This window comes from Nocardia sp. TBRC8007 (assembly GCF_056629435.1).
On the sequence record NZ_JBWSOR010000001.1, the window covers coordinates 332,745 to 352,210 of the forward strand.

At 64.5% G+C, this 19,466-nt stretch carries 12 protein-coding genes; 9 read left to right on the forward strand and 3 right to left on the reverse strand.

The annotated features are described in order from the left end of the window. Window positions 1-33: 33 nt before the first annotated feature. On the reverse strand, window positions 34-219 hold the full coding sequence (locus ACX4ZE_RS01445; RefSeq protein WP_480271406.1) for a hypothetical protein: 186 nt from the start codon (window positions 217-219) through the stop codon (window positions 34-36). A 286-nt stretch (window positions 220-505) separates the two neighbouring features. On the opposite strand from ACX4ZE_RS01445, the gene ald reads away from it, so the two are divergent. Both ald and ACX4ZE_RS01455 read left to right on the forward strand, forming a co-directional pair. Continuing rightward, window positions 506-1,615, forward strand: a complete 1,110-nt coding sequence (gene ald / locus ACX4ZE_RS01450) for an alanine dehydrogenase (RefSeq protein ID WP_480271407.1) — start codon at window positions 506-508, stop codon at window positions 1,613-1,615. 125 nt (window positions 1,616-1,740) lie between these two features. Beyond that, window positions 1,741-2,721 carry a cobalamin biosynthesis protein gene (locus ACX4ZE_RS01455; RefSeq protein WP_480271408.1) on the forward strand — a complete coding sequence of 327 codons (981 nt, stop codon included), beginning with the start codon at window positions 1,741-1,743 and terminating at the stop codon, window positions 2,719-2,721. Here the strand turns inward: ACX4ZE_RS01455 and ACX4ZE_RS01460 are convergent. Further along, a complete protein-coding gene (locus tag ACX4ZE_RS01460) occupies window positions 2,669-3,586 on the reverse strand; it encodes an SURF1 family cytochrome oxidase biogenesis protein (protein WP_480271409.1) in 918 nt (305 codons plus the stop codon). The genes ACX4ZE_RS01455 and ACX4ZE_RS01460 overlap by 53 nt on opposite strands. Then, window positions 3,586-4,110: a low molecular weight protein-tyrosine-phosphatase gene (locus tag ACX4ZE_RS01465; protein ID WP_480271410.1), complete on the reverse strand. Its 525-nt coding sequence runs from the start codon at window positions 4,108-4,110 to the stop codon at window positions 3,586-3,588. The genes ACX4ZE_RS01460 and ACX4ZE_RS01465 overlap by 1 nt, the downstream gene beginning before the upstream one ends. Window positions 4,111-4,154: 44 nt before the next feature. Here ACX4ZE_RS01465 and cobC point away from each other — a divergent pair, with 44 nt between their 5' ends. The 7 genes from cobC (at window position 4,155) to ACX4ZE_RS01500 (ending at window position 19,440) form a co-directional block, all read left to right on the forward strand. Then, window positions 4,155-5,207 (forward strand): Rv2231c family histidinol phosphate aminotransferase CobC, encoded by a 1,053-nt coding sequence (cobC, locus tag ACX4ZE_RS01470; protein WP_480271411.1) that lies wholly within the window; start codon window positions 4,155-4,157, stop codon window positions 5,205-5,207. 106 nt (window positions 5,208-5,313) lie between these two features. Next, complete coding sequence (locus ACX4ZE_RS01475; RefSeq protein ID WP_480271640.1) at window positions 5,314-6,435, forward strand: Nif3-like dinuclear metal center hexameric protein; 1,122 nt, start codon at window positions 5,314-5,316, stop codon at window positions 6,433-6,435. A 125-nt stretch (window positions 6,436-6,560) separates the two neighbouring features. After that, the gene (locus ACX4ZE_RS01480; RefSeq protein ID WP_480271412.1) at window positions 6,561-7,205 is read left to right on the forward strand and encodes a hypothetical protein; all 645 of its coding nucleotides are present in this window, start codon (window positions 6,561-6,563) and stop codon (window positions 7,203-7,205) included. A gap of 71 nt (window positions 7,206-7,276) precedes the next feature. Beyond that, complete coding sequence (locus ACX4ZE_RS01485; protein WP_480271413.1) at window positions 7,277-8,014, forward strand: zinc ribbon domain-containing protein; 738 nt, start codon at window positions 7,277-7,279, stop codon at window positions 8,012-8,014. Between the two features lie 52 nt (window positions 8,015-8,066). Then, window positions 8,067-9,254: a bifunctional RNase H/acid phosphatase gene (locus tag ACX4ZE_RS01490; protein ID WP_480271414.1), complete on the forward strand. Its 1,188-nt coding sequence runs from the start codon at window positions 8,067-8,069 to the stop codon at window positions 9,252-9,254. 313 nt (window positions 9,255-9,567) lie between these two features. After that, the gene (locus ACX4ZE_RS01495) at window positions 9,568-12,039 is read left to right on the forward strand and encodes an FAD-dependent monooxygenase (RefSeq protein WP_480271415.1); all 2,472 of its coding nucleotides are present in this window, start codon (window positions 9,568-9,570) and stop codon (window positions 12,037-12,039) included. 168 nt (window positions 12,040-12,207) lie between these two features. Further along, the gene (locus tag ACX4ZE_RS01500; protein ID WP_480271416.1) at window positions 12,208-19,440 is read left to right on the forward strand and encodes an amino acid adenylation domain-containing protein; all 7,233 of its coding nucleotides are present in this window, start codon (window positions 12,208-12,210) and stop codon (window positions 19,438-19,440) included. The last annotated feature ends 26 nt before the right edge of the window (window positions 19,441-19,466 follow it).

Below are 19,466 nucleotides of genomic sequence, written 5' to 3' on the forward strand. Positions count from 1 at the left end.
GTCGGCGGAAGCGTCGTGACCGCGACAGCGAAATCAACGGTACGGAAGATCCAGCTCAGCCATCTCCTGCTCGATCGCATTGGCGGCGAAGTAGACGCCACGGGAACGTAGTTCATGAATTCTGTGTTGGAGCGCCTCGACTCCGCCTGGCTGGGCCGCGATGTCGGCGACACTGATCCGGCCCTCTAGCCGATACGCACCCGACTGCATGGACGACATCGTGATACCTCCTGCTCGCGTGCTCTCCCGCATATCGACCCGGGTGGGTTGACCACTGCGCTACACGCCGCACGGGAGCCGTATCCGCAGGAGAGCCCGGGTCGCCGGGCACGCTGGCTGAATATTATCAGCGATCTTTGATGTCGACTTGGCCTGAGTGGGTGAACTGCGCATTCGGAATCTTGTCGGCCGCCGTGCCTGGAAAGTCGCGCCTTGCGGGGGATGCAGCTGACCGCGATGCGCGTCGGTGATGGTATGGATCCAGTGCCGGTACCACGATGGTGATATGAGGATCGGAGTACCACGGGAGGCCAAGGAACAAGAATTCCGGGTAGCCCTGACTCCGGCGGGCGCCGGAGAGCTGATCGGGCACGGACACGAAGTGATAGTGCAGACCGGCGCGGGTGCCGGTTCGGGGTTTACCGACGCAGGCTATGCCGCGGCGGGTGCGCGGCTGGTCGAGGACGCTGGGCTGCTGTGGCAGGAAGTCGAACTGGTATTGAAGGTGAAGGAGCCGGTCGCCGAGGAGTATCCGCGCATGCGCCGCGGCCAAGTGCTGTTCACTTTCCTGCACCTGGCTGCCTCGTGCGAGTGCACCGAGGCCGTGCTGGACTCGGAGATCACCGCCGTCGCCTACGAAATGGTGCGTTCCGCCGACGGGTCGCTGCCATTGCTGACACCGATGAGTGAGATAGCGGGCAAGCTGAGTGCGCAGGTCGGCGCGTACTATCTGACGGCACCGCTCGGTGGCGCTGGACTCTTACTCGGCGGTGTCCCCGGAGTGCGTCCGGCCGAGACGGTCGTACTCGGCGGCGGAGTCGCCGGTGCGAACGCGGCTGCGGTCGCCATGGGCCTCGGGGCCCGCGTGAGCGTGCTCGACACCAACCTACTCAGGTTGCGCGAACTCGATAACCGCTTCCACGGAAGGGTCACTACTGTTGCGTCGAACGTCGCTGAGATCCAGCGTGCTGTGCGCTCGGCCGACCTGGTGATCGGCGCTGTGCTGCGCCGAGGAGCGCGCGCGCCGGAACTGGTCTCCGATGATCTCGTCGCTGATATGCGGCCAGGGACAGTATTAGTGGACATCTCTATCGACCAGGGTGGTTGCTTCGCCTCCTCTCGCCCGACAACGCATGCGAACCCGACTTTCCGCGTGGCGAATTCGCTGTTCTACTGTGTCGCCAACATGCCGAGTGCGGTGCCGCACACCGCCACGATCGCGCTCACCAACGCGACGCTGCCCTATGTACGCGCTATCGCAGACCTCGGTTGGCGGCAGGCTTGCGTGGCGAATCCGGATCTCGCTCATGGGCTCATTGCGGATGCGGGCCGGCTGCTGTCGGCGGAAGTCGCCGACGCGCAAGAAGGTTCGAGTCGGTTCGGGGGGACGCGCTGATCGGCAACAGTCACGGCGCACTCGGAATCGCAGGCGACGATACAGGCAGGTCGAGTTGTGCCACATGCCTGTGGGCAGTGGATATCGGGTGCGCGGGCCGCGCACCCGTTCGATACTCTCGCCGGGTGCAGAAGGGGACTTCCATCGCGGGCGGGTTGTTGTTCGGATTCGCGTTCGATCGGATATTCGGCGATCCCCGGCGCTGGCATCCGGTGGCCGGATTCGGTTCGACGGCGGCCGCTGTGGAGTCGGTCACCTATGCAGATCGGCGAGCAGCGGGACTGGTCCACGAGGTGGTCACAGTCGGCGCGGTCGTCGGTCTCGGCATCGCGGCAGGGACAGGAGGGGTAGCGGCGACCGCGGCCGCCACCTGGACTGTCCTCGGTGGCCGCAGTCTTGCGCGTACCGGCCGTGTGATGGCCGATCGGCTGGAGAATGGCGATGTGGAGGGTGCGCGCGCGTTGTTGCCCGCACTGTGCGGCCGTGATCCGGCAGTGCTCGACGCGGTGGGGTTGACGCGGGCTGCCCTGGAGTCCGTTGCCGAGAACACCTCCGATGCGGCCGTCGCTCCGGTGGTCTGGGGCGCGGTGGCTGGTATACCCGGCTTGCTCGGGTACCGAGCGATCAACACATTGGACGCGATGATCGGCTACCGCAATGAGCGCTACCTGCGTTTCGGTTGGGTTGCCGCGCGCACCGACGATCTCGCCAATCTGCTCCCGGCGCGGCTTACCGGCCTGTTCACAGCAGTGCTCGCCCCCCTGATCGGTGGACACCCGGCCGCGGCGCTACGCGCGTGGCGCCGCCAAGCCGCGAGCCACCCCAGCCCCAACGCGGGCGTGGTCGAGGCATCGATGGCGGGTGCGCTCGGCGTCCGGTTGGGGGGCGGCACGCAGTACCCGCACGGCCTCGAGTCGCGCCCGCAGCTCGGCGATGGTCCCGCCCCTACCGTCGAGGATCTGCGCCGCGCGGTTCGCCTCTCCGAAGCCGTGCAACTGACTGCCACCTTGTTCGCCGCCGCCTTCGCCGCCGGTACGCGGCGACCGGCGCGGATCAGCCCCGGAGGCGGCCATAGCGATCGGCGAGGCGGTCGGAGGAGGCGGTGAGAGCGGTGGGATCGGCCCGCCGTTCCTGGTCGGTCTCGGCCGTGGGTGCCCCGGATCCTGGTGTCGGGGCGTGAGCTCCTCCGCTGGATCCTTTTGCTTTCCTTCTTTCTCGGATCTCGGCGTAGACGAAGTAGCCGAGGCCGAGTGGGGCCATGATGCCGAAGGCCAGCCATTGCAGGCCGTAGGACAGATATGGACCAGCGTCGAGTTGGGGGAGCGGGCTCGGCGTGAACGCGCCGGGCTGGTTCTCGTCCAGCTGCAGGTAACCGCCGCGTTCGCCGGCTGGTATCGGAGTGAGGGGTTGGCCGAGGACTGTGGATTCCTGGTCGATATCGATGGAATACACCTGACGGTAGCCGTCCTGCATACTGGGGTTCTTGCCTGGCGCGACTCCTTCGGAACTGCGGATACGAGCTTCGATGCGTTGGGGACCGGAGGGTGGTTCCTGGATCAGCGGCGGACGGGTGCCGTCGACCGCGGCCACCAGCCCGCGATCGACGAGCAGCATGCGGCCATCGTTCAATCTGAAGGCTGTGAGCACTGCATAGCCGGGTGCGCCGCCGAGATGACGCAGTCGCACCAAAACCGTCGAGTCCGGTACGTAGCTGCCCGTGGCGGTGACGCGTTGCCACTCGGTGTGCGCCGAGGTCGTCGGATCGGAGAGTTTCGGATCGGAGAGCACCGACGTGATATCGACCGGATCGGCCCGCACCGAGTCGGCGATCAGCTGATTACGGTGTGCGGTGGCTGTGTTCTTACCGAGTTGCCATGGTGCGAGCACGGTGAAACACAGATAGGCGAATGCGGCGACCAGCACGGCCAGGATCAGCCAACTGGGCCGCAACAGGAAGGTGAGCCTGCGCATCAAGACCGCCGACCGGGTAGGGGGTCGGGATCAGGTGGTTCAGCGATCGGGTCCAGCTCAGCGCGTACCCGGTCCAGTAGGCCTGGGACGGTCGCTTCGATCTGGTCGCGCACGCGCTCGAAGTCCGCCGTGTCGCCGTGATAAGGATCGGCGACCTCGTGGCTGTCGGCAGCTGGATCGAAGGTACGCAGCAGGTGTAGCCGTTGGGGCGGAACACCGAGGCGGACCAGTTTCCGCTGGTGTGAGCGATCCAGCGCGACCACCATATCGGCGTCGCGATGCTCGGCGCCGAATGCGGCAGCCACGTGCCCGGTCGGGTATCCATACTTGCGTAGGGTCGCGTTGGTGCGCGGATCGGCGTCGGCACCCACGTGCCACGCCCCGATACCCACACTGCTGACCCGTACTCGATTGGCCAGCCCGGCCCGATACAAGTGCACAGAGAAGATCTTTTCCGCCATCGGAGAACGGCATATGTTGCCGGTGCATACGAACAAGACGTGCAACTGACCCACGACTGCCATTCTGGCTGTTTGTACACCGAGCGCGCCACGTAGGGTGTGCTTTTGTGCTCGAAGACGTCATCGATCGCGTGAAACTGCGCCACCACGGGGACGTGGACGCACGCGAGGGCATGCTCGATTTCGCGGTGAATGTCCAGGGTGCCGCGCCGCCGGAATGGTTGAGGCAGCGTTTGGCCGCGCGGCTGTCCGACTTGGGTCGTTACCCGAGTGCCGAGGACACCGATACCGCCCGTCGCGCGGTCGCGGCCAGGCACAACCGCGCTCCTGAGGAGGTGCTTCCGCTGACAGGCGCTGCGGAGGGGTTTGCGTTGTTACCCCGTCTCGCGCCGCGGCTGGCAGCGGTACTGCATCCGTCGTTTACCGAGCCCGAACTCGCGCTGCGCGAAGCGGGCATTCCGGTGACGCGGGTGGTACTGGAACCGCCGTACCTGCTCGACCCGGCCGCGATACCTGCTGCGGCCGATTTGGTGGTGCTCGGCAATCCGACCAATCCGACCTCGGTATTGCATCCGGCCGCTGTCATCCGCGCCCTGTGCAGGCCGGGTCGTATTGTCGTGGTCGACGAGGCCTTCGCCGACGCGGTGGTGGGTGAGCCCGAGTCTCTCGCCGCCGATCCGGCGCCCGGCCTGTTGGTATTGCGTAGTCTGACCAAAACGTGGGCGTTGGCGGGTCTGCGCTGTGGCTATTTTCTCGGTGCCCCCGACCTGCTGGCAGGTCTCGGTCACGGGCGTGCCCATTGGCCTCTGGGCACTTTGCAGTTGGAGGCGATCATCGCTACCGCGAGCGCTACGGCGGTCGCGGAAGCCGAGCGGCACGCCGAGTCCCTCGCCTCGGCCCGCACCGTGATGATCGAGCGGTTGACCGGTCTCGGCATCCGAGTCCACACTCCGGCGGAGGGGCCGTTTCTGCTGTTGCATGTCTCGGACGGTGAACTGCTGCGCAGGCATCTGGCCGGCCGAGCTATCGCGGTCCGTCGCGCCGACACGTTTCCGGGACTCGGCCCGAACCATCTCCGCGTCGCGGTTCGCTGTGCCGCGGAGGTCGACCGATTGGTCGCCGCGATCCACTCGTCGGGTGTCGTGCCCCCGCAGGGGTGATCGCGGCGCTACGGACCTGGATCCGGGACCGCGGCGCAGGAAGAGCGCACCGAGTGACGCCGAAAACACATGGCGTACGGTACTACCGAAGCGAAAGAGGTGGATGATGACCACGCTCGCGGATCTCATCGCGGTGCTCGACACGGCTTATCCGCCCGCACTGGCCGAGTCATGGGATTCGGTCGGGCTGGTCTGCGGCGATCCTGCTGCGGAGCTGACTCGCGTGCTGTTCGCGGTCGACGCCACCGCAGCGGTGGTCGAGGAAGCGATCAGCTGGGGTGCCCAAGCCTTGGTTGTCCATCATCCGTTATTGCTGCGCGGTGTCGACACTGTCGCCACCAGCACTCCGAAAGGCGCGTTGCTGCATCGGCTCATCCGTTCCGGATGCGCGCTGTTCACCGCGCATACCAATGCCGATTCCGCCGCCCCTGGAGTCTCTGATGCGCTCGCCGCAGTGCTCGGTCTCACCGTGACCGGCCCGTTGGTACCGAAACTTGATTCCGCTGTGGACAATTGGGTGGTCCATGTGCCACGTGCGTACACCGACGCCGTGCTCGCCGCGCTTTTCGCCGCAGGCGCGGGTGGCAGCGGGAACTATCGTGATTGTGCGCTGCGGGTGCCCGCGACGACTCAGTTCCGCCCGGTGGCGGAGGCGGTTCCAGCGCATGGTGTGCTCGGTGAACTCCAGCACGTCGAGGAGGACCGCGTCGAAGTGGTGGCTCCACCCGCGGCGCGGTCGGCGATACTCGCCGCGCTGCGTGCCGCCCATCCATACGAGGAACCGGCTTATCACCTCAGCGAGCGCGCGTTGCTGCCCACCGCGCTTGGTCTGGGCCGGGTCGGTACCCTCCCGGAACCGGAATCGTTGCGTGCTTTCACTCTTCGGGTGGCCCGAGCTCTCCCGGACACCACATGGGGGGTGCGTGCCGCGGGCAACCCGGAGCGTGTCGTGCACACCGTCGCAGTGTGTGGCGGCGCGGGTGACTCCTTGCTGGACACCGTCACCCGGCTCGGCGTCGACGCTTATCTCACCGCCGACCTACGGCACCATCCGGTCGACGAGCATGTGCGCAAGGGTGGCCCTGCGCTGGTCGACGCCGCGCACTGGGCGACCGAATTCCCCTGGTGCGCACAGGCGCAATCGTTTGTCCGGAGCGCGCTGCCCGGTGTGGTGACCACCGTGTCCGCACTGTGTACCGACCCGTGGACGGTGGCATCGACTGGATGACTCAGGTGGCGGGCCGGAACCCATTGCCACGCTGATGTTCCCGATATGCCGAAGGGGAGCGGCACCGGGCTGGTTCCAGCAGTTGGTATGAGAGTCGTTCGGGTCGCGCTGGGTACATCTACGGTATGAGCTTCCCGGTCGATTTCGGTCTCGTGCAGCTCGGTCTGATCCTGCTGCTGTCGGTTGGCGCGGCGCTGTTGGTATCCGGCCTGCTCGCCCTGCGCAGGCTCGGGTTGCGGGTGCTGCTAGGGCGTGGCGCAGGGGGGCTGGTATTGCTGCTGGTCGCCGCGGTACTGCTGTGGATCGTGACCCTGCTGCAGACGTATCTGGGCCTGACCGGGGAGATCAAAGCGGCGCACGTAGTGGCCGAGCCGGTAGCCGGCCAGGAACATCAGCTCGATGTCGAGCTGACTGTCTACGATGACGACGGACGCGTAGACCAGCGCGCGACCTACCGAGTAGAGGGTGACCTGTGGGTGTTGCAAGCGGGCATCGTCGAATTGCATCCGTGGGTCAATGCTCTCGGCTTCCACTCCGGCTACCGGGTCAGTCGCCTGTACGGCCAGCGCCTCGACGGTGTCGCGACCACGCAGAACCAGATCTTCCTCGGTGACGGCGACCGGGATTTCTTCGCCGATATGCGGGAGGGGCGCTGGTGGACCCAGCCGTTCGTACGTTCTGCTTACGGCAACGCGGTGATCGCGGTCCCCGGCGAATATGACGTTTACATTTCCAGAGACGCCATCAAGACTCGCGCTGTCGGCGGGTAGCGCAAGGTCGCCGATACGGCGGAGTACGGTGGAACTTCGTCCCATCCACCCCGTCCAGGAGTTTGTCCGCGTTGAATGTCGAACCCCCGGTCCAAGCCGAGCTGCTCCGGCTCGCTGCCATTGACGCCGAGCTGACCCGGATCGCGCATCGTCGAACCGTGCTGCCCGAACAGCAGGAGGTATCCCAGCTGGAGACCGAGCGTAATGTGCATGCCGATGCCGCGGTTGCCGTGCAGATCGTGTTGGACGACCTCGATCGTGATATTCGCAAGTTGGAAGGCGAAGTCGAGGCGGTGCGTAAGCGTGAGGACCGCGATAAGGAGATGCTCGCCGCGGGGACGGTGAACGCCAAACAGCTTTCCGAGATCCAGCACGAGCTGGGCAGCCTCCAACGTCGTCGTTCGGTGTTGGAGGACGAACTGCTCGAGGTCATGGAACAGCGCGAAGCGTCCGCCGCCAACTATGACAACGCAGGCGCCCGGCTGAGTAGATCCGAAGAGGATCTGGCCGCCGCGCAGCGGCGCCGCGATGAAGCGCTCGCAGATCTGGAGGTGGCGCAAACCCGCTGTGACACCGACCGTGCCGCTGCGGTCGCGTTGATGCCCGCCGAACTACTCGCGATCTACGACCGGCAGCGTGCGCAGTACGGCGTAGGCGCCGCGCTGTTGCAGGCTCGCCGCTGTGGCGCGTGCCGCATCGAACTGGACCGCGGTGAGATCGCGCGTATCGCCAAGACCGCTCCCGAGGTGATCGTGCGCTGTCCGGAGTGTGGAGCGGTGCTGGTCCGAACCAAGGAATCTGGGCTATGAGCCTGTCCCGACCGGGTTCGTTCGCTCGTACCGGGCAAAGGTAGGAGCGCCGATGTCCTATCCCGAGGTGATCGTCGAAGCGGACGGCGGCTCCCGAGGAAATCCCGGTCCGGCTGGATACGGCGCGGTGGTCTACGACGCCGACCATGTCAGGGTGCTCGCCGAACGACGGGAATTCCTCGGTGTCGCTACCAACAATGTCGCCGAATATCGCGGCTTGATCGCCGGCTTGGCTGCGGCAGCGGAGCTCGGCGCCGAGTCTGTTGTGGTACGCATGGATTCCAAGCTGGTTGTCGAGCAGATGTCGGATCGCTGGAAGGTCAAGCACCCGGCCTTGATTCCGCTCGCCGACCGTGCTCGCCGACTGGCCGCCGAATTCACGCAGGTGAGCTACACCTGGATTCCCCGTGCGCGGAATGCCCATGCCGACCGACTGGCGAATGAGGCCATGGACGAGCCGAGTCAGGCCGTCGCCCCCCGCACGCAGGCGATTGTGCAGGACGATCCGGCTCCTGGCCGCACCGAGCGCGTCCGGCCGAGTCGGGATGAGGAAGCCGAGGAAGCGGCGATCGCGAGCGCTGGGCAGGCGAAGCCCCTACGGCATGGTCCAGGCTGGACCGGTGTCACTGGCAGCCCCACCCGGCTGCTGTTGCTTCGTCACGGCCAGACCGAGTTGTCTCGGCAACGCCGTTACTGTGGCCGTAGCGATCCGCCGCTCACTTCGTTGGGTAGGCAACAGGCCGCTGATGCCGCCGAGATGCTGTCGGCCACAGGCGGTATCACCGCTGTAATCAGCTCTCCACTCGGACGGACCAGGGAAACCGCGCATGCGGTGGCCGCTGCTGCCCAGGTCGGAGTGGAGATCCATGATGGCTTGATCGAGACCGACTTCGGCGCATGGGAAGGCCTGACTTTCGCCGAGGCCGCGCAGCGCGATCCCGAGCTACATGCGTGCTGGCTCGGTGATCCGGCTATCGCCGCACCTGGCGGGGAGAGCTTCGATCAAGTCAGGGAGCGCGTAGCCGCGGTTTGTCGTGATCTGATCGAGCGGTATCCCGGTGCGGTCGTGGCGGTGGTCAGTCATGTGACCCCGATCAAGACGCTATTGCGGTCGGCACTCGGTGTCGGTCCAGAACTGTTGTATCGCTTGCATCTTGATCTAGCTTCGCTATCGATAGCGGAGTTCTATCCCGATGGCGGATCTTCGGTGCGTCTGGTGAACGACACTTCCTATCTCTGAGGACACTCCGAGCTGTAGTGACAGGGGCGAATACGGTAGGCGAGGGGCGAATTATGCCCTATCGTGACCTGTTTTCGCTTGACATTTGCGCGATGCGTCGTATCTCACTTCATCGCTGTCAGTGCGGTGCGTGACGGTAGGATTCGGTTCGGCAGGCACAAGCGCCCTACCCGGCTTACTCGATCGGGGTCGATACGACCCTCGATCCGATGTTCACCAGGGGGATGGTGAATTGCGGGCAGTGTCGCTCGTAACTCACTTTTCGGTGGGAAACATTTGTGCCATTGAGCAGTTCGACGAGAGTGCAGGTTCAATGAGCAGTCGGGGCAAGGTTGTCGTTCTCGGGGCGGGAATTGGAGGGCTCACCACAGCGGCCGCGCTGCGGCAGGCGGGTTTCGGTGTCGAGCTCTATGAGGCGGCTCCCGAGCTTCGTGCGCGAGGTTTCGGACTTTCGTTGCAGGCCAACGGAATCAACGCGTTGCGCACTCTTGGCCTCGGCCTCGACGAGCGCTTGCTCGACAGTGGTGGGAGGGTCGAGAGCTTCCGATTCTGCAAACCCGACGGCACCCCGATCCGGGTTCTTCCGGTGCATCGGCTCGATGCCCAGCTCGGCGCGCCCGCTGTGGCATTACATCGCATCGATCTGCACGACGTCTTGTCGAGCGCGATCGGCGACACACCGACTTTCGTCGACGCGAAAGCAACCCGGTTCATCGATGACGGCGAGCATGTACGCGTCGAGTTCGCCGACGGTCGGGTCGCCGAGGGGGATGTGCTCATCGGCGCGGACGGCATCCACTCTATGGTGCGTGCTCAGTTGCACGGTCGCGCCGCGCCTCGTCCGGGCAATTTCGTGTGCTGGCTGGCTTGCATCCCGTTCGAGCACCGTAATGTCACGCGTGGTCTGTCAGCGCATTTCTGGGGTACCGGAATGCGTTTCGGCATTCATGACATCGGGCACGGTCGGGTGTACTGGTGGGGTACGCAGACCATGTCCGCCGAGGAGGCCGCGAATTGGCAAGGCGGCAAGGACGACCTGCTGCGCCGCTACGCCGACTGGGCGCCGGAAGTGCGTGCCTGCATCGAGCAGACCGAAGAATCCGCCATCCTCGCGGTGCCTGCCCAGGACCGCCCGCCGCTGGCGCAGTGGGGCCGTGGCCGAGTGACCCTGCTCGGCGACGCCGCGCACCCGATGCTGCCCAGCCTCGGCCAGGGTGCCAACTCTGCCATCGAGGATGCGGTGGTGTTGGCAAGCGTGCTTCGGGCCTCCATGAATCCTGCCGCGGGTCTGCGTCGTTACGAACAAATGCGTGCCGCCCGCAACGTCATGTTCGTCAATGGTTCGGCCGGGCTCGCCAAGATAGAGCAGACCAGCGAACCACGCTTGGTGCAAGTGCGTGACACCTACTTCCGGTACGCGCCTACGGAATTCTTCCTGCGTGAACTCGCCAAGCCGATGTCTTTTCCTTCGCTGGACGGGCCGACCGAGCGGCTTCCTCGACCACTCTCGCCGGTCGAGCGCTGGCACTGGATCGCCGATCAGCTCGCGCCGCTGCATATCCTGTCCAGGGTGCGGATTCGCGGACAGGTGGATATCGAGCAGATCCAGGCCGGTTTGGGCGCTGTGCAGCGGCGTCATCCGCTCCTGCGCGTCGCCGTCGCGGCCGAATCCGACGGCACCGCACCGCGTTTCGTGCCGGTGCAGGCGCCTATCCCGCTGCGCGTCATCGAATCCGAGGACAGTACAACCTGGTTGACCGAGATCGACGAGGTCGAGTTGCGTGAGCCGTTCGACTGGCGCACCGGACCGTTGGCCAGGGCGGTGCTGATCAGAGAAAGCGATGGCAGTAATGAGTTGATCATCACGCTGCACTACGCCATCGCAGACGGGCAGAGCGCGCTGTCGGTGGCCGAACAGGTGCTCCAGGTGGCCGCCGGACAAGCAGGTGAATTCCCGCCCGCCCCGGTGCGGCCTGGGCCGGAAGAGTTGTTCCCGCCACGTTTTCACGGCGCCGCAGGCGCGTTGCGCACAATGGGTTCGCTACTGCGTGATCAGAAATCGCAGTTGCGCAAGCCACGCAGGCTGGAACCCACGTCGTTGGCCCCGCCCGAACAGCGGCGCAGCCGGGTGGTGCATCGTAGCCTCGCCGCCCACCAGCTCGATGCGCTCACCGCGGGCTGCGCACGCCACGGTGTCGGTCTACAGTCCGCATTGTCCGCGGCCCTGTTGATGGCTACGGCCGAAGAAGCGGGAACGAAGAAGGCGACCTGGTACACCGTCGGCAGTTCGGTCAATTTCCGTGAACATCTCGATGGCGCTGCCGCGGACACCGAGGTAGGCACCTATCAGGGCATGATCGCGACTCCGGCGAAGTACGCGCCCTGGGCCTCACTGTGGGATATCGCGACCGAGATCGAACGAGAGTACGGTGCGCGGATGGATCGGCGCGACCATCTGTGCGCATTGAATCTGCTGAAGGTGGCCGCACCGAAATCGGTGGCTGCCAGCGAATCCACGGTGAAACTCATGGACACCCGCGGCCCTGGACATCTCTGCATGACCTACCTGGGCCAGTATCCCTTTCCGGCCAAGATCGGTTCCTGGCAACTGGAAGGCGCGCAGATCGTCTCCGGCATGTCGGTGAGCGGTTTCATCATGGCCACCGCGAACGCCACCCATGACGCATTGTTCTTCAACATCGGCTACGTCGAACCCGCGGTGTCGCGCGAGCGTGCCGAATACCTCGCCGACGCCAGTATGCGGGCGTTGTCATCGGTCTGCTGATCTTCGGGGCCCACGTCGCAAATACAACAGCAGGATCGCGGCACGGGTGCAGCCTGATGCCGTGATCCGCAATATCGATAACTGTGGTGCAGCTTTGCGTTTTGCTGATCAGGGTGGGCTCGATCGGATCGCACAGCCGGTATCACGAATGTCGCGATTGGAGTGACTGTGACATCCGAACCGAATGCGATTCCTGAAAAGCCTGTCGAAGCATGGCCGGTCAGCACGTATCAGCGGGATGTGTTGTCGGTGGCCTTCCGATATGCCCCTGCGCCTGTTACCAGGAACGCCTATTGCGCGTTCCTGGACGAACCTTTCGATATGGCCCGATTGCGGGCAGTGGTACGTCGAACATTCTTCGGCGACGACACCTTCCGTCTTCGTTTCGAGTTCTCCGAAGGTCGCTTCTGGCAGTGGGTATCCGATGAACTCCCAGAGGTCGAACTGATCGATCTCACCGGGATGTCGGATTCCGACGAGGCCCGCCGAGACTGGGTGAATCAGGCCAACATGACGCCCACGGCGGCGCAACAGTCGTGCCGGGTCGCGGCATTGGTCGACGGCTCCGACCATTTCTACCTCTATGTATCGGTGCACCACGCGATGATGGACGGCTGGGGTGCGAACTTGCTGTGGGCCGCGCTGGTAGACAACTATAGTCGCTCGGATCTGCCGCCAGAGCTGCTCGCCGAACCGGACCCGGTCACCGAGCATACCGATCGCAGCATACTCACCTACCGGAAGATTGCCGCTGAGCACGAGGCTTATCTGCACTCCGAGCAGTGGGTGGCCGACCGCGACGCACTGGTGCATCGCTTCGAGGGAGTGGTTCCGGCGCTGTTCTCCGGCCGGTCGAGTACTCCGAAAGTGGATCGGGGGCGCTGGGAGGTGATGGTGGAACCCGCTTTTCTCGAACGGATTCGAGGTACCGGCTTCTCCGTCTTCGCCTTCACTGTTTCGGCGCTGGCTGCCTATCTGACCGCTATCCATCGCTGCGCGGAGGTGGTGATCGGGGTGCCGATGCTCAATCGGCACAGCGCGGAGGCCTTCCGCACCGCTGGGCATCAGACCAATGTGCTGCCGTTGCGCATCCGGGTCGACCCCGCCGAACCATTGTCCTCGGTAGCGGCCGCGGTGACGACACAGATCCGGGAACTCAAGCGGCACGAACGCTTTCCCTACGGAGAACTGGCACGCGCGCTGAACAGCGATCCGACGGCGCCGCCGCTGTTCGACGTGGCGTACTCCTATATCAAGATGCCGTCATCGGATTATCTCGAAAAAATCCTCGACACCATCGATATCGTCAATCCAGGCACAGTGCTAGAGGCACTGAACATCCTCGCTGTCGAACACGATCGCGACGGTTCACTGAAGCTGCAACTTTACTACGACCAGGATGTTTTCGACGAGAATTTTCCGCTCGATGCGGTGGTGCACGGCATCGGCACGCTCTTGACGACAGCATTGGATGACCCCGATCTACCGGTCTCGGCGCTGCCGCTGGTGTCGTCGCGTGAGCGGTCCACCATTACAGCATTCGAATCCGGTCCAAACGAACAGTTCCCGTACACTACGATCGACCGCTTGTTCACCGAGATGGCCGCCATGCATCCACAGCGGGTAGCGATCGAACCGGCTCTCGACTCGGGGGAGCAGCCGTTGCGCTACCACGAGCTGTCGGCTCTGGCTGACGGCTTTGCCGCCCAGCTGCGCGCGCTGGGCGTGACCGGCAACGAATGCGTCCCGGTGGTATTGCCGCGCTCACCGGAGCTGCTCGTCGCGATCTTCGGCGCGTTGCGCGCCGGTTGTGCGTATGTGCCGCTGGATCCGGACTTTCCGGCCGTACGCATCGAAACTGTGCTCGCCGATTGCGGCGCACGCGTGGTGGCAGCCGGACCGGAACACCAAGCGGTATTCGACAAGCTGGGTATCACCCGGATCACGATGGCCGACACAGGGCAGGCGAGTGCTAGCGAAAACGTTTCGCATCCAGCTGATTTGAGCTACCTCATCTACACGTCGGGCTCCACTGGCATGCCCAAAGGCGTGATGATCGAACATCGGTCAGTGGTGAACCGGCTTACCTGGATGCAGCGGCGTTACCCGCTGCACGCCGGGGATGTGATCCTGCAGAAGACGCCGGCGACTTTCGATGTCTCGGTGTGGGAATTGTTCTGGTGGTCGATCACCGGCGCCGCGGTGGCATTGCTGGAGCCGGGTGGAGAGCGAGATCCGCGCTGTATTATCGATGCGATCGACACGCATCGGGTGACCGTGCTGCACTTCGTGCCTTCCATGTTGGCCGCATTCGTCGACGAACTGGCGGCTGATCCGGCCACCATCGTGCGGATCAGCAGCCTGCGCCGTGTGTTCTGCAGCGGCGAGGCTTTACCGCCTGCGTTGGTGCGCCGGTTCAACACGGTCTTCGCCGCCACTGAGGTCGCAGCCCCGCAGTTGGTGAACCTCTACGGCCCGACCGAGGCCACCGTCGATGTCTCCTACTTCGACTGCCCCCAGGACGCGTCGATCGAGCGAGTGCCTATCGGCCGCCCGATCGACAATATCGATCTTCTCGTACTCGACGACAGTGGCCGCAGGATGCCGATCGGCGTACCGGGTGAGCTGAACATCGCCGGTGTCGGTATAGCCCGTGGTTATCGGGGTAGGCCCGAACTGACCACGGCCGCCTTCGTCGCCGATCGCACAGTGCCGGGACGGCGCAGGTATCGCACAGGCGACTTGGTTCGTTGGCTACCGGACGGCAATCTCGAGTACCTAGGGCGCTTCGACGACCAGGTGAAGATTCGCGGTAACCGAGTCACGCTCGGTGAGGTACGTAATGCCATGCTCGGCTGTCCCGGAGTGCGCGCGGCCGCGGTCGTAGACAACATATCCGAGGCACATGGTGTGCAGCTGATCGGCTACTTCACCGGTGAGGAAGTGACCGGCGAGGAGATCACCGATCGGCTCGCGGCCGAACTGCCCCGCTACATGGTGCCTTCCCGGCTGATCCGAATGGAGCGGATCCCGGTGACTCGCAACGGTAAACTCGACCGGCGTGCGCTCGCTGAACAGTTCGACCGCGCTCACAGCGCGTCGAACGCGCACGGAAAGCCGCGTACCGAGATCGAGGTGAAACTCCTCCAGGTCTGGTGCGACGTGCTCGGTGTCGAGTCGATGGGAGTGCACGACAATTTCTTTACCCATGGCGGTGACTCCATTCTCGCGCTGGCCGTGCGCACCGCTGCCGAGCGTGCCGGGCTCTTCTTCGATGTGGACGCGTTCTATCAGGCGCCGACCATTGCTGGTCTGGCGCTCCTTGCCCGCGCCGACAGCAGCGAGAACAAGGCACAGGTGGTGGGGCCGCTGGAGACGGTGCCACTGATCGACCGCGCCGCGCTGCACCAGGTGGAAGACGCGTTCCCGGCCACGGCATTGCAGCTGGGCATGCTGTATCACAGCATCGAGCGGGCCGACTCGATCACCTATCGAGACGCTTTCCGGTATCGGTTGGAAATACCCTGGTACAGAGTGGAATTCCAGGCTGCGGTGGACCGGTTGGTGCGGCGCCAGCCGGTGTTGCGCTCATCGTTCGAACTGAGCAAGTACTCGATTCCGCTGCAGATCGTGCATACCGAGTTGCCGTACGAGTTGGAGATCGTCGAGCTCGGTGATATCGACGAGACAGCTGGTGCGGAGCTCATCGAGGCGTATCTCCAGGAACGTACGCACGCCGAGTACGACATCTCGGTCGCAGGCCTGTTCGCCATCCGGGTATTCGTCCGCCCGAATTCATCAGAGTCCGCGGCTACGGTGGATCTGGTGCTCAGTTTCCACCATGCCATCCTGGACGGCTGGAGCGTCGCCACTTCGGTACTGGAATTGCTGCTGGACTATCTGGGCCATGTCGGCATGTCATCGACCCGGTTCGAGACCATCCCGCATCCAGCGACAGTACTGGCCGAGTACGCGCAGAGCGAGCAGGACACCACTCGTGATACTGCGGCTCGTGATTATTGGCGCAATGAGCTTGTAGGGGCCGATCCCACCGCGCTCATCGCGTTCGGAGCGCACCAGGTTGCCTTCGCGCGGGCATCCAGGGCCAGAGCGCTGGTTCCCCGGCGACTGGCCGAACAGGTGTCGGAGTTCGCCGCGCGCCAGCAGGTCTCGGAAAAGGTGGTCTATCTGGCCGCGCACTGTCTCACCCTGCGAGCGCTTACCGGGCGCACGGATATCACCACCGGTGTGGTCAGCCATGGGCGTCCCGATCGCGCGGGCGCCGAAAGGGTGGCCGGGTTGTTCCTCAATACCCTGCCCATCCGATTGGACGCCACCGCGACCACATGGCGCGCGGCGGTGGAGCAGATCGCGCGGCGGGAGCGCAAGGCGTATCCGTACCGCCGCTACCCCCTGCAATCGATCCTCACGGACGGCGGGCCGGTATTCGAGACGGCGTTCAACTTCGTCAATTACCACCTCTTCCAGCCCATGCTCGAGCTGGATGAGGTCCGCTTGCTCGACTTCGATGCCAGAGAGGAGACCAACTTCCAGCTTCTGGTGACCGCGGCGACCGACCCCCGCGACGGCAGAATGTGGCTGCGGGTCGATGGCGATTCCACGCTGTCCGACGAACAGTGCGAGTCGGTGGCGCGTACTCAGCTCCGTATGCTTGCAGGCATCGTGGCTGACCCCGATACGGTGATCGCCAGAGACGAGGGTCCGGCGATCGCTCGCGACGTCGGCACTTTGGTGGCCGAGGCCGCCGCGCTCAACCCCGCAGGCATCGCCCTGGCCGGCGACGGCGAATTCGTCACTTACGACGCACTGGTCGAGCGCTGTGATCAGTTGGCGCGACGGCTGGTCGGGCTGGGAGTGTCGCCGGGAGACCGGGTCGGCATTCTGCTCGGGCGCCGTCCGGACCTGGTGGTGCTCGTGCTCGCGCTGATCAGGATCGGCGCCGCATGCGTGCCTCTGGATATCAGCTATCCCCGCGCCCGGCTGAACTTGATGATCACTTGCGCTCGCCCGCACCGGGTAATCACCGACGCCGACTACCGCGACATCGTCGACGACGCGGCCTTGGTGCTGGACACCGCTGTGCTCTTCGACGATTCGACCGCCGAGGCGGATGTCGCGCTACCGGACTATGTATCGCCCGATGAAGTGGCTTATGTGCTGTTCACCTCAGGGTCGACTGGCGAACCCAAGGGGGTCGCGATGCCGCATCGCGGCCTGACCGCGCTGGTGGACTGGCAGAATCGCGCGACGACCGGCATCGGTCTACGCAGCACATTGCAATTGGCGCCATTGAGTTTCGATGTGTCGTTCCAAGAGATCTTCACCACTCTCGCCTCCGGGGCCACTCTGCGGATCAGTTCGGCCGACTTGCGTTCGGATGTCGAGCGACTGCTGAGCACCGTGGTGCAAGAGGGTATCGAACGATTGTTCCTGCCCTATGTCGCTTTACAGGCGTTCGCCGAGGCGGCCGTCGGGCGGCAGTTGTTCCCCACCGAGCTGAAGGTGTTGATCTCCTCCGGTGAGCAGCTGCGCATCACCGAGGAGATCCGCGCATTGTGTGCGGCGGTGCCAGGTTTGGTGTTGGAAAACCAATACGGTCCTACCGAAACCCATGTCGCCACTACATTCACCCTCTACGGTCCAGTCGACGGGTTCCCCGCGTTGCCGCCTATCGGGCGTGCGGTCACGGGCGACACAGTAGAGCTGCTCGACAGCGCGTTGCGTCCGGTACCCGATGGCGTGCTCGGCGAGATCTACCTTGGCGGCCGCACCCTTGCGCGCGGCTACGAGGGCAGGCCTGTGCTCACCGCTCAGCGGTTCGTACCCGCACCTGGGGGCGCGATCCGGTACCGCACCGGTGATCTGGGTGTTCGGCTGCGTTCCGGCGATATCGTCTGTCTCGGCCGCAGCGACAGCCAGGTCAAGATCCGTGGTTTCCGGGTGGAGCCCGCCGAAGTAGAACTGTGCGTTCTCGGTGTGATGGAGAAATTCCCCGGAATCACCGATGTCGCTGTCGTGGCCCGCGGGTTCGGTGGCATCGACGGGTCGTTGATCGCGTTTCTGATCGGTGCGCCCGAACAGACCGACCTGGCCGCGCTGCGACACGACCTGCGCGCCGTATTGCCCGCGCACATGGTGCCGTCGCGGTTTCTCTGGCTCGACGAGCTTCCTCGCACACCCAGTGGCAAACGTGACGACGCGGCCCTGCGCACTTACAGCGAAGGTTACTCTGAACCCGCCACGACGCAGCGGGAACCGGCTGATGAGTACGAGCAATCGGCGGTGCTGCTGCTTGCCGAATATTCCGGTGCGCCCGCGATCGGGGTGGACGACGATTTCTTCGCGACAGGCGGGACTTCCATCGGTGCCATGCGCGTGGTGATGGCGTTGTCCCGCCGGTGGGGAGTCGAGGTGCAGTTGGACGCGTTCATCAGCACCCCCACCGCGGCTGGGCTCGCTGCGCTGATACGGGCAGGTGAGGTGCAGCGCACCTTCGACCCGCTCGTGCCGATCAATGTCGGCGGCACCAAACCGCCGCTGTTCTTGGTGCACCCGATCGGCGGAAATGTGCTGTGCTACCTGGCTTTGGCGCGGCATCTGAATCCGGACCGGCCGGTGTACGGGCTCCAAGCGGCAGGCGCGGACTCGGGCAGTACGCCAGAGCAGTCGATAGCGGCGTTGAGCGCGTCGTACTTGGCGGCGGTGCGTCGGGTGCATCCGGTCGGCCCGTATCACTTGGCGGGCTGGTCGTTCGGTGGTTTTGTCGCGTTGGAGATGGCGCGGCAGTTACCCGAGGACGAGGTATCCAGTGTGACGCTGCTGGACACTATGGCGCTGCGTACTCGCGATCGTACATCGATCCCAGAGGAGAACCTGATCCGATGGTTCTTCTTGGAATTATTGTGGTATGCGCGCGGTAGCCGATCCGCGCTGGCCGAATTCGAGCCCGAGGTACACGATTCCGAAGAACTGTTCGCGGCGATGCTCACCGAGTCGGTGCGAGTGGGCATCCTACCCGCGGACAGCTCCCCGCAGGCGATCCGGCGGCTCTACGAGGTGTTCTATGCCAACTACTCGGCGCTGCTGGACTATACGCTCGAGCCTTACGAGCGCGATATCACGCTGCTGCGTGCTGCCGAGGGATTGCCGCCGGGCGTCGATCTGGCGCATCAGACCATCGGCACCATGTTCGATAGCGCGGACAACGGCTGGCAGCAGTACGCGGCCCGCGAGTTCACAGTGTTCTCGGTGCCAGGTGATCACCTGAACATGATGTCCGAGCCGAATGTCGTCGAGGTGGCATCACGCTTGGATGAAGTGCTGGCCGCGGTTGATCCCGATCTGGACCGGGAGTGGGACGAATCCATGTTGGATGTCTGACCGACCACAACCCGGTCACCAGACCG

Excerpts from the sequence above, each read along its gene's own strand:
- ACX4ZE_RS01445 (WP_480271406.1), bottom strand. The coding sequence starts at position 219 with ATGTCGTCCATGCAGTCGGGTGCGTATCGGCTAGAGGGCCGGATCAGT.
- ald (WP_480271407.1), top strand. The coding sequence starts at position 506 with ATGAGGATCGGAGTACCACGGGAGGCCAAGGAACAAGAATTCCGGGTA.
- ACX4ZE_RS01460 (WP_480271409.1), bottom strand. The coding sequence starts at position 3,586 with ATGCGCAGGCTCACCTTCCTGTTGCGGCCCAGTTGGCTGATCCTGGCC.
- ACX4ZE_RS01465 (WP_480271410.1), bottom strand. The coding sequence starts at position 4,110 with ATGGCAGTCGTGGGTCAGTTGCACGTCTTGTTCGTATGCACCGGCAAC.
- ACX4ZE_RS01475 (WP_480271640.1), top strand. The coding sequence starts at position 5,314 with ATGACCACGCTCGCGGATCTCATCGCGGTGCTCGACACGGCTTATCCG.
- ACX4ZE_RS01480 (WP_480271412.1), top strand. The coding sequence starts at position 6,561 with ATGAGCTTCCCGGTCGATTTCGGTCTCGTGCAGCTCGGTCTGATCCTG.
- ACX4ZE_RS01490 (WP_480271414.1), top strand. The coding sequence starts at position 8,067 with ATGTCCTATCCCGAGGTGATCGTCGAAGCGGACGGCGGCTCCCGAGGA.
- ACX4ZE_RS01495 (WP_480271415.1), top strand. The coding sequence starts at position 9,568 with ATGAGCAGTCGGGGCAAGGTTGTCGTTCTCGGGGCGGGAATTGGAGGG.